This window comes from Paenibacillus sp. P4_A7 (assembly GCF_056402455.1).
The window spans coordinates 1-11,732 of the sequence record NZ_JBFUHJ010000151.1 but is presented as its reverse complement, the minus strand read 5'-3'; the positions used below and the strand labels follow the sequence as shown (position 1 = coordinate 11,732).

General features: G+C 48.7%; 9 protein-coding genes. 2 read left to right on the top strand and 7 right to left on the bottom strand.

Annotated elements, in window-relative coordinates:
• The 4 genes from AC1DWN_RS17970 to AC1DWN_RS17955 form a co-directional block, all read right to left on the bottom strand.
• A partial coding sequence (locus tag AC1DWN_RS17970; protein ID WP_477560281.1) for a phytanoyl-CoA dioxygenase family protein occupies positions 1-553 on the bottom strand: 553 nt, incomplete at its 3' end.
• Between the two features lie 170 nt (positions 554-723).
• Entirely contained in the window at positions 724-2,967 is a 2,244-nt protein-coding gene (locus AC1DWN_RS17965) for a glycoside hydrolase family 2 protein (protein WP_477560280.1), read from the bottom strand.
• A gap of 249 nt (positions 2,968-3,216) precedes the next feature.
• Entirely contained in the window at positions 3,217-4,317 is a 1,101-nt protein-coding gene (locus tag AC1DWN_RS17960; protein ID WP_477560279.1) for an SGNH/GDSL hydrolase family protein, read from the bottom strand.
• A 29-nt stretch (positions 4,318-4,346) separates the two neighbouring features.
• The gene (locus AC1DWN_RS17955; RefSeq protein WP_477560278.1) at positions 4,347-5,432 is read right to left on the bottom strand and encodes a LacI family DNA-binding transcriptional regulator; all 1,086 of its coding nucleotides are present in this window, start codon (positions 5,430-5,432) and stop codon (positions 4,347-4,349) included.
• 107 nt (positions 5,433-5,539) lie between these two features.
• Here AC1DWN_RS17955 and AC1DWN_RS17950 point away from each other — a divergent pair, with 107 nt between their 5' ends.
• Together AC1DWN_RS17950 and AC1DWN_RS17945 are read left to right on the top strand one after the other, a co-directional pair.
• Positions 5,540-6,886 carry an FAD-dependent oxidoreductase gene (locus tag AC1DWN_RS17950; protein ID WP_477560277.1) on the top strand — a complete coding sequence of 449 codons (1,347 nt, stop codon included), beginning with the start codon at positions 5,540-5,542 and terminating at the stop codon, positions 6,884-6,886.
• A gap of 11 nt (positions 6,887-6,897) precedes the next feature.
• Complete coding sequence (locus tag AC1DWN_RS17945; protein WP_477560276.1) at positions 6,898-7,776, top strand: helix-turn-helix domain-containing protein; 879 nt, start codon at positions 6,898-6,900, stop codon at positions 7,774-7,776.
• Between the two features lie 342 nt (positions 7,777-8,118).
• Here AC1DWN_RS17945 and AC1DWN_RS17940 read toward each other — a convergent pair whose 3' ends face one another.
• From AC1DWN_RS17940 to AC1DWN_RS17930, 3 genes are all read right to left on the bottom strand, one after another.
• The gene (locus tag AC1DWN_RS17940) at positions 8,119-10,113 is read right to left on the bottom strand and encodes a 3-keto-alpha-glucoside-1,2-lyase-like domain-containing protein (RefSeq protein ID WP_477560275.1); all 1,995 of its coding nucleotides are present in this window, start codon (positions 10,111-10,113) and stop codon (positions 8,119-8,121) included.
• Positions 10,114-10,295: 182 nt separating this feature from the next.
• Positions 10,296-11,279 carry a carbohydrate ABC transporter permease gene (locus tag AC1DWN_RS17935; protein WP_477560274.1) on the bottom strand — a complete coding sequence of 328 codons (984 nt, stop codon included), beginning with the start codon at positions 11,277-11,279 and terminating at the stop codon, positions 10,296-10,298.
• 19 nt (positions 11,280-11,298) lie between these two features.
• Positions 11,299-11,732: carbohydrate ABC transporter permease (locus AC1DWN_RS17930; RefSeq protein ID WP_477560273.1), on the bottom strand; the 434-nt coding region annotated here is incomplete at its 5' end.

Below are 11,732 nucleotides of genomic sequence, written 5' to 3'. Positions count from 1 at the left end.
CCCCAGGATCCAGCTCAAAATAAACGGCCTTCGATTCGTCGATCTGTTTAATTTCTGTAGAAAAGATGTTCTGACCCTCGTCCACACTCTCATATTCTGAGAAGCCGTTACGATGAGTTCCCGGTATGACCCTCATGCAACCATTTTCCTTGTTGCTAGAATCAATTGCAAGCCATACGGTTACGATTTTATCAAAACGGGATAGTCTGCCCTTCCAATAGGCGGAATCTTCATGCCATGGCGTCTGTTTGCCCACCAATGGTTCTTTGCAGATGAAGTGGCTCGACCACAATCCGATATTGGGACCGATAATCGGCTCTACTAAGTCGAGAACCTCATCGGATAGCAGAAACTCAAGCAAACGCTCATCGCGAAAATGTGGAGTATCCAGTTCGCTGTTCAGCTTTCTGCCAACCGCCACCCACTGTTCTTCAAAAATATCGGTTAATCTTTGCATTTTCTCCGGTCCAAACAATGGTTTCCGATGTAACGCGTATCCATTCTCACGATATCCTGCAAGCTGTTCTCCTGTCAATGTACCATTTACGGACATTTCCCCATACCTCCTGATAATTGTGCTAAAAGCTAACCATTTCATTATGTAGTTATGGAGGTTAGAAAGCTTTGCTTTAATTCGGGAAAAGTATGCTTTATTTCGGATAGAGAGAATTTTGGGTTGATGGCCAGCTCAGCTAACAGATATAAACATTCGCATGTTAAACATTAAATATTCAATGTTCTTACTTTTGTACCCATGGTAGATAAGGAAGGTATATATCGTAATGTATACGAGGAATCCCAATCCTCTCTGCCTAGTACCCGCAGCTTCAGTGTCATGAACTCAGCTGTTCGATCCGGAAGCACATATCGGATGATAGGACCACAAATATTCTCATTCAGCTCTAACGATGAGAAATTCCACTCTAATAGCGGCACTTCCTCCTCCTCTAACCCAAAACTCAACACCGCCTCTACTGTACCTCCGGATTGAGTATCGTATGAATCGTTAAGAATCCACATCTCGGGAGAGAATAACTCGCCTTGTTTCCACATGAATTTACTGATCCTAGCGCTTGCCAGTATCGGGCGGCAGGAATCTTTTACAGCTTTATAGGCAGGCTTCGGTTCCGCAGGCCAGTTGATTAAGCTATTATTCGCAGCCGTAGGCCACGGTTCATTAAAACACCAATTCAGTGCCATTGAGCATTTGGGCTTCTGTCTTCTGCTTTCTTCGTAGATACATTTGTAACCTTCAGCCTGCAGCCATTGGCCTTGCGCAACTAATTGTTCCAATGAGCTGCTTGGTCCGAAATAATGCTCCATTGTATCGAGATTAAGCCAATCATCGGACAACCAGGCCCCAAAAGCATGATGCGTCTCCCAAGCTGTGCCGCGCTTCGGCGGAAAGTGTTCTGACTCGGGAATGAAACGCCGGATATAATCAACTGCGGAAGGTCCCGGACATCCAAACTCTGTATATGCGGTATTGGCTGCCTTAACCATCCATTGATAGACTTCATTGCCTTGCTCATCTCGAAATTTATAATGACCATGTCCCATCCCCATTAATGGAGAGGTCATTAAATAGGGACGCTGCGGATCTAACTCATAACAATTCTTATTCAGCAAACGTAACGCCAAAGATTGATCGGTCATTCCTGACCAACCATTAAACAGCTCATTACCTCCGCACCACATCACTACAGAACAATGGGAACGCAATTTACGTATAATGGATCTAGATTCTTGATCCAGTACTCGAAGATAGGTTTCTGTATCGACATAGTTATTGCAAGCTAACGGAAATTCCTGCCAGACCATAATACCCATCTCATCACATAGCCGGAAAAAAGCTTCCTTATTGATGATCCCTCCTCCCCAAGAACGCAATAAATTCATATGTGCGTCCTTGGCCAGCTCTAGCAATGGCCTGTAAGTTTGTTCGTTGATAGTACCTGGAAATACCTCAGGATTCACCCAATTGGAGCCTTTACAGAATATAGCCCTTCCATTTACTTCTAGTAAAATAGGTGGATTGCTGCGGCTCTTGGGAAACTGAGAGGGCTCCTCCCAAGCACCAGAGTGCATTATGAGCTGTACCTTACGAAAACCAATTGAGCTTTGCTTCCGGTCAGTGCATCGCTTACCTTCATACCACTCTACGGATGACTGATATAAGGTAGGTTCCCCGTGACCGTTTGGCCACCACAATAGTGGATCCTTCAACTCTGCAGTAACCCGCAGTCTGAGCTCATTTGCTGTAATCTCATTACTCGCCACTACCGTGCCATTCTGATCCGTTAATGTCCACAGAAGAACACCGGCTGTTTCCGGTAATTCGGATAATTGCACAATCACTTCTATTTCCGCTGAGCATAAATCTTTCGATAAACGATAAAAAGTATCGAATGATTCGATGTGAGAAGAAGCTCTTACTTCAAGGAAGGCATCATCCCAAATACCAAGCGGAACAAGCCTTGGATGCCAGTCCCATCCGTAACTAACAGCAGGCTTGCATGACTGATCGGCTTGTTCGCGACCTAGAGATGCCCCCTCTCTCTTTGGCACTGGAAAGATAACAATCTGAAGCTCGTCTCCATCTGTCGCTCTATCGGTCAGGTCAATCTCGAAAGGCGTAAACATTCCTTCCTGCTCATACAGGGTGACGTCATTCAGCTTAACAATAAAACGATAATCGACCCCGTTGCATACTAAATAGAGACGTTCATGACCTTCAATTGTTGGAATCGTCAAAGTAGAAGAATAGGTCCAGTAGCAATCTTCCATCCAAGCATATTCTTTGTAATGATCAGAATACCAATAAGGCCCCCAACCTTTCGCGCTGGCCCAATCCAACTGTACAGCACCAGGAACAGTCGCTGGGATCATTCTTTCTGGCCTTGTTTCCTCTGATTCACTCCATCCTACAGTCCATTCTAGTTCTTTTGTTATGTACGAAAGGAACAAATTCATCGCCTCACTTTTCTTTTTCTAAATAATTTACTGTCACGTTTACGTTACCACGCAAACGGTTTCAATCCGATGAGAACCAACCTCAAAGATCGAAAACTTATCGAGGGAGACGTCTGTGGTGATATACAACGAATATGAAATGAATCATAATATCCCTCACGTCAAATTAAAAAACTGCTTATACGAAATTATTCTATGCATCGCGAGCATCGCCATTAGCCAAAACTTAGCGAAATCACTTCTTTATATACGAATGATGCCAACGAGCGCCAATCGGCAATTCGTTCCCGAACAATCGGGAATGTCGCCATGTATGACTTCCAGCTCGAATCGATGCGGGCCTTCCACCAAATCGTCGGCAATCGTGTACATCCGGAACCAGCCGTCATTCCCGCACCAGTTGGGACGATCCCGAACTGAGGTCTGCCAAGGACCGTGATCCAGCCGGTATCGGAATTCCGAGGAGGTTTTGCCGAAGTCGAACCCGAGGGTTAAGCCGCAGCCGGTAAAATTGAATGCCAGCTTCGCGCCGACTGCCGCCGTCTCCAGCACCTGATCGATCCATTCTATATGCGGCCAGCGTCGAATCACCCAGGGACCTTCGGTTTCAATCTCGAAGAATGACAACCCATACGCCTTTCCCCAATGATTGGGATTTAGCGGATTCGGGAGCCAGGTGACTGCATCAGATGCAACGGTATTACGCCGACCCGACAGTTCGTTTTCAAGAAACGCAATCACGCTTTGAGYATAACTCAAGCTGCCACGCTGCGTCGGATGAAGGCCATCGGGCAACCACTCTTCCCAGCGCATCCGGCCCCGCTTCACTTCTTCCAGCGCATACAGACCCATCCATATTGAACCGATTCCATAGTGCTCCGCCAGTTTCTCAAAATCCGCGATGGAGGCAGGCACTTTGCCCTCGATCATCTCGCTGTAGAAAGCTTGACGGAACGTATGAACGATTACGACATCCCTTCGACCGTCCTGCAGCAATTTTCGCAACAGTCCCTCCCGTGTGCGCATTCGTTTCTCGCCGGGCTCGTCATCATCATTAACGGAATAATCCACGAACACCAGATCACACTCGCGTTCGATCAAATCGTGTTCGGCGCGAAAAACGGCCAGCTCGCTGCCTGTCGCCCCTATGRCAGCATTCTCTACATACAGCCGCACTTGCGGATAGTTCTCTTTAATCCATGCGATTACTGGTTCAGGCCAGTTATGACGTGGCCGCGCATCTGTAATTGAACCACCGATGAATCCCACCCTCAGTGTACCGGAAGCCACTGCTTTCCGCGTGTTCTGGAGCGCTCCCCTTTTGTTCCATATTTGCTCATTCATCTTATTGTCCGCCTTTCGTACGTATAGGTTTAGATTCCCAAAGCACTCCGCACCTTGGAGTCGGAGATCGGAAGAACTGTGTTTCCTTCGATGAATTGAACTTGAAGACGAGTATGCTCAAAGATGTGATTGGGATTGGCAATGCGCCATATCATCCGCTCCGCGCCCCGATGGCCGGTAGCCCGAACAGGAAGTAAGGGGCGCGCCACATTCATAGGGAGGCTGTTCTCCTCGCATAAAAGGCTAACGAGCGAGCAATCCTGTGGAATTCGGATGCCAAACTCGCTGCAAGCGTAATAGATCCACCCTAAATCATGATCGATCGTATTCAGAATGGCTGTCGGTTTCTGCAGGGTAATGCAATTTTTCCAAACTTGCATCCATCCTTCGTGATCCAGCATACTGTTTGTGACATGCTGCGAACTATCGACGACGATGCCGGCCTGTGCCATCTCTTCCTGGAAGGCATACCAACGTAGGCGATAACCGCGATAGCCGAGATGATGAGGCGCATCGCCTACATACAAGATATTCCGATGGCCTTGTTCCAACAAGTGACGAACCGACTGCCGGACAGCATCCTGCACATCCCATATCACGCTATCGACATGAGCTCCGGTCGGCGGGAAGTTCATCAAGATTTTAGGAATGTCGAGTTGCAGCAACTTCGCCTCCAGCACCTCCGGCATCATATGCGATATGAATATACCGTCCACATGCAGAATCGCATGCTCCTCCAACCATTCGGCCAAAGCCTTCTCCGATTTAAAATGTTCCGGCAGGAAAACGACATCCACACGATATTGAAGCGGATCGAACCGATCATGAATGCCCTGAAGGATATACTGATGCGTTTCCGAAAGGAACTGTTTGTCGGAAGCGACAATAAACAGGAAACGGCGCGCCCCCTTATGAATCCATCCCGTTCCGTCCAACAGCGCATTTTCCTGTTGCTCTCTTGTACGATACCCTTTCTCTTCGGCCATCTTCAAAACGGCTTCCCTCGTTTCCAGCGACATGCCGGATTGCCCGTGTAAAGCTTTGGATACTGTGTTGCGGCTAATTCCAAGCTCCTTTGCCAACTCGCCAATCGTAATTCCACTCTTTTTGCGCATGTTCACCCTCCTTATGATGACAATTAAATGACAACTAAACGTAAGTTGTCAAGTTGTTTATAATAATGCATATCACGAATATTATGCAAAGGGGAAGATGACATATCATGGATAGAAAAATGCTTCCGTCAGAAACATTGCCCGTGTCTCACGCGGTCGATGTCGTTGTTGTTGGAGGCGGTGCTGCCGGCGTCGCGGCAGCTGTTTCCGYGGCCAGAAACGGAGCGAAAACATTGCTGGTCGAACAACGAGGTTTTATGGGCGGGATGGCCACCGTCTCACTCGTTCCTGCTTTTTGCCCGTATACGGATCATGAGAAGCCGGTTATTCGCGGGATCGGTATGGAAGTATTAGAGAAGATGAAGCAGCGATGCAGCGATCAATATCGGGAATGGTACCATGATCGATTGGATTGGGTGCCGATCGATCCGGAAGTATTGAAATGCGTGTATGACGATATCGTCCAGGAAAGCGGTTGCAGCATCCTTTATCATACCTTTGTTGGTCAAGTGATCATGAACGACGACAAATCCTCCATCGAAGGTATTGTTATTCTGAACAAATCCGGACGATCGATCGTTTCGTGCAACTATGTAATCGACGCAACAGGAGATGCCGACATCGCCTATCTCGCCGGCGTCCCTTTCCAAAAAGGCGGCGATGACGGAGAATTGCAGCCAGGCACGATGTGTTATTTGGTAACCAATCTGGACCGGACCAAATTCGATACCTATTTGCGGGAGTACGGAGACAGCGGCCAGCTTCACAAAGCGGTCAGCCTAGCCCAGTTGCGAGGGGACCTGCCGCCTGGAAGGAAAGAAGCCTCGGGTATCGCCTGGTTGTCCAATACCGTTGCCGGACTCAACTTCGGTCACGTATTCGGCATCGACGGAACAAAAGCGGAGGATCTGACCCGGGGAGCGATCGAAGGACGAAGGAATGTGCAGACGCAGCTCGTTTTTTTGCGGAAATACGTCCCCGGCTTCGAAGAGGTGCACTTGATAAGCTCCGGCGAACAGATCGGGATACGGGAGACCCGGCGAATTGTAGGAGATTACGTGCTGCTTGCAAACGATTTTGTGAACATGACAAGCTTCGAGGACGACATAGCCCGCAATGCTTATTTTATCGACATTCATTTAACGACCAGCAACGATCAGACGACCATTCGGCAACTGCCGGCCGGTGAATCGCACGGCGTTCCGTATCGATGTCTTCTCCCGCTAGACATTACGAATCTGTGGGTGCCCGGACGTGCCGCATCGTCGGATAGAATTGTGCAAAGCTCTCTTCGCGTCATGCCCAACTGTTTCGCAATGGGGCAAGCGGCCGGGACAGCCGCCAGCATGGCCAACGATAGCCGAATTCATTCCAGGCAAATCGATGTGGGCAAATTGCAGAAAAGATTGGTCGAACAAGGTGCCTGGCTCGGTGAAACCTACATCAATCGATAGGGGGACTTCTATTGAAAGCAATTTACGATATTACGCTAACTCCGAAATCCGTCGTCTACGACGATCGGATTAAACATTTGCAGGTTGCCAAGAGGGCTGCCCTACAACATACACTTATCTTTGTCACGAGCGGCAAGGCAACCTATTGGCTAAACGGAACGGAAATTGGCCTGAATAAAGGCGATGTGCTGTATATTCCGTCGGGAGGATCAGTAGGTTTTAACGAGAACAGCCATCATGAGCAGCATCAGAAGTTTTCCGTCCATTTCAACTCGACCGCAGAGGCGGATCAGTCACTGCCCACCTTGTTGTCGTCCAGCGACTATTTCAAATGTCATATGCGTAACTTCGACTATTTCAAACAACGTTGTTCCATGCTTTTACAGCAATGGTCCGAGCCTTCTCCCGGACATCATATGATCTGTCAGGGGATATTGCTGGAATTGATTGGACTAATCCTCAAGAGTGCGGAGGAGCTGCAGCACAATTCCGCCAAGAAGCAGTATTTCATCAGCCAACTCCAGAACTATATAATCAATAATTGCTGCAGGTCGATTCGCTTGACCGATTTGGCCGATTTTATCGAACGTTCTCCCAATTACGTCACGAAGATATTCAAGGATGTGCTGGATCAATCCCCGATTGACTATATTCATCAAGTTAAAATTGCCAAAGCTTTCGAATTACTTCAAACCAACAGCATGTCCGTATCCGATATTTCCGATCATCTGGGCTACTGCGAGCTGTCGTATTTTCACCGCATTTTCAAAAAATTCACAGGAATCACGCCTTCGTCTGTCCAAAAGGGAAGTACGGGTTCCTTGTTTCCCCGTCGGGAGATTGCAGGGGAAGTCAACTTTCACAGCATGAAAGTGGTAGATAATCCTTGATCGGAGTAGTTGATGTCGTAAAATGTAGTGACAAACACGGTCGCCGTGCAGCGATTGTGAATAAGCGCTTGTTTTCCGCAGGTAACAAGCGCTTATTGCATAATAGGGTGGGACGCAGCGACCAGAAGACTGAAATCATCCGCATGGATAGTGCCCCGGTACCATCCAACCCGATCATTCCTGCTCCCATTCCCCCTAATGGATAAACGATACGGGCATCCAGGCCAGCGGAATATACGTTGTTATAACTAGCGATATAGCAGAGACCATGCTGCGGCATGATCGATGCTTATGCAGCACAGTCTCTTTTTTTTATCCTGTTCTCTATCGTCGTTGCCGCTATTATTGCACGCTTACCCTGCTACCGGACGCAACTGTGTTTGCCGGAAAATCCGTAAAGAGCCATAGACTCGGCGTATCCTTGATGTTGCTGACAGCCACTTCGAAGCTTCCTGCCGGAAATTGGCCCGATTCGAGAATCACCCGGTTACCGTCGACGGTCAAGTTCGTGATGGCTACGCTCTGCTGTACTGCGCCCTGCCAGAACGTATAATTGGCCGCCGTCTTTGCGGTTGTTTCGTCAATCCGCTTGTTGAAACTGATCATCAGCGAGCCGTTGGCCAACCGGATCGCTTGTTTCGGCTGCGGTTTTTCGGAATACATGTATCCGCCGATATGATACTCGAACGTGGTCCAGGTCGCATATCCCCATTGTGCCGCCTTGATATGGTACTGTTGCTGCCATGTGGCCGACTTAATCATCGTCCGCAGCGAACCGTTGTCCGCTTGCAGACCTATCGGAATACACGGCTGCGAGCTCCGCAGTTGATTTACAAATGGCTGATAAGCCTGCATATAGTCGGGAGGCAACTGCGACTCCGGCTTGATCCAATCAGGCCAATGCGTCTGGAAAAAATGTATATCCGGATTCACCTTCGCCGCCATCGCCCCAGCATCGTTCCCCTGCAGCTCCCGCAGCTTCGAGACCGAATTCGGCCCGCCGTCGATGGCGAGACTCCACGTAGCCACCAGAATATCCGGACGCGCTTGCCTAACGCCGCCTAGTCCGTTATAGATTTCGTTCAGGAAGTCGTTCACACCATTCACCCTAAATTCGATCCATTTTTGATATAATGCAGGATTGTTCAAATAATAGTTCGGAGAACCGGAGTTGACGAAGTCAGGAATGGCCGAATTGTATTTGGCGGCAAACGCCGCTTGCGCATCGGGGCCGACATCGCCGTAAACCCCGGTTTGCAAACCGTTCCATTCCGGAAAAAACGTTTCCATAATTTCGATGCCGTCAAACGGATAATCGGTGACGATTCTGGCAAGCGATGTTTTTTTCCATTGGATGTAATCCTGGTTAAACAAGGAGAAGAACGTATACCCAACGACGCCTGAAGGGTTGATCAGCCCCATCTTCCAGTTCTCCCAACCTGGCGGAAACGACGCCGCCGAATATGTTCCGTTGCCGAACACAACAAGCCAAACGGCGATGCCCCGGGCGTGGAAGGCATCGATCAAACCGCCCTTCACATCGTTTTCGTTAACGACGATGTAATGAACCGTCTGGTAACCGGCCAACTCGATCTCTTCGGCGATGCTGTCGTTCGATCTGCCAACATAATATGGCCAGTTCGGATCGACCTTGATCGAAGCGCCGGTCATCGCAATCGTTTGCATGTCAGCGGGATTTTTCGGAATTTCCGTTACAACGACGTTATCAAATTCCGACGACGTCTGCCACGTCCGAAAACCAACTTTGCCGCTGCGAATCGGAAACTTATCCGTATAGTCGATGCTCGGCGACGTCTCATGATTAAAATATACTTTGATGTTATTGCGCTTGACATCGATTTTGACATGATACAACGTATTGTCGAGAATCGATTTCTCGGCATTCGCAAAAACAGACCACGTCCCGTTATGAAATTTCATCAGTTCTAGACGTTTGTTGCTTGCGCCGTTCAGCCAGGAATTGCTGCGAATCGACAATACGTAATAATTATTCAAATTTTGCTGCACACGAAAAGCCATCGCCGCATCGCGATTCCCGCCGGTCACTTTCACATCGGCTTCATAAGTATAGTCTGTCCAGCAATCATCACCCGCGAAACTTTCGGCAGCAACGCCGGAATTGGCATTGCTTTGCACGTAGGCGCCGGACGTCACCGCCCAACTTCCCCCTGCGGAAGACCAATTGGCGGCACTGCCATTGAAGTTGTCTTGAAATAACACATTCTCATCGGCCATCGCAAACTGCTGCTGCCCTACCGTTAAAAGCATCATGACAATAGCGAGTATGCATACCCTCTTCATCGCTAATTTTCCCATACCGCTTCTTCCTCCTCATCCTTGGATGACTCATTCCATTGAAGCGCATATTACCGACTCATTTCCATTGAAGCGCATTCCATTACCTGACAATATCCGCCAGCGTCTTCCAGCCCACTCCATCCCCCGGTAGCCTCACCCCCATTCTGTCAGTGTTTGATCCCAAAAAAAGTTGAAAAACTTTAACCGACAATCCCCGTCCGCTCTATGCTTTCGACAAAATACTTTTGGACAAATAAATAAAGGATAAAAATCGGTGTGATGGCGAGCAGCGTTCCCGTATTGATCAGAAGTGACGAGTAGGCGATTCCGCCGACATACTCCGGTCTGACGTGCGACGGCAATACAAGCAGCATGCCAGAAAGCGTCGTGGAGTTGGCCATATATAAGTTGACAAAATAGTCGTCGTTCCACTGCCACACGAAGGAGAACAGCAGCACCGTCGTAATCGCTGGAACCGCGTTCGGCAACATTACCTTGGCGAATGTCTTCAGCACCCCCGCGCCGTCAACATATGCAGCTTCCTCCAGCTCTTTCGGCAGACCTCGGAAAAACTGCCGGAATATAAAGATGTACAGTCCGTTTTTCAAGCCCATGGCAAGCGCAGCCGAGATATAAAACGGCCAGTAGCTTTCCAGTAAATTGATCCCTCCGCTGCCGGTAAACAAGTTGTACAACCCAAAAACGTCAAAGAAGCGGTAATGCAAGTAGGTTGGCGCCATAATCGTCTGTGGAGGGATGACGATCGTAAACACGACAAGCGCAAACAGGATGCCGCTCCCCTTGAAGCGCAGCTTGGCGAAGCTGTACCCGGCCAAAGCGCAAGCAACGAGCTGGAGCAGTGCCGTCCCCGCGCTCAGCACAAACGTATTGAAAATCGCCGTGAAGTAATCCAAATATTGGACCACAATTTTGATATTCTCAAGCGTTAGGTGGCGCGGTATCCACACGATCGACGAATCGAACACATCGGCTTTATCCTTAAAGGCAATCGACAGCTTCGTGAAAATCGGATATAAAATAATAAAGCTGATGCCGAAAATGAGAACTGTGCGGACGATGACCCACAAACCGTGTTTCAGCTTATCCAGTGGGTTGTATCGGACATACCACTCCGCAAGCGAAACTGCCGCAGAGCGGCCGGTAGCTTTCCAGTTTCCCTTCATATTCGTTTTCCCCCGTTGATTATTCATAATAAAATACCCGTTTCGAGATGACGTAGGTCGAAATGATCAGAATGAGCGAGATGACGATGAAATATACCCAGGCCATTGCCGAGCTCACGCCGAAATCCAACTGCTGGAACGCAGTGGAGCGGATTTTTTCCGTGACTTGATTGTGAGAAAACGAATCGACGATGGTATAAATCATGTTCGTTAATATAAACGGCGTCATCATCGGAAATGTAATTTTCCAAAAAACTTCGTAACCGGTTGCGCCTTCGATTTTGGCTGCTTCGTAAAGCGCCGGGGAAATCGATTGAAGTGCAGCCAAAAAAATGAGAATTTGCACGCCCGACGCGCTGACGATCTGATAAATCCGGTCGACGGCGCCGGTCAGGTAATTGACGATTTGCACGTTCATCCCCGACTGCAGCAGCAGCGGCCCGATATCGATAC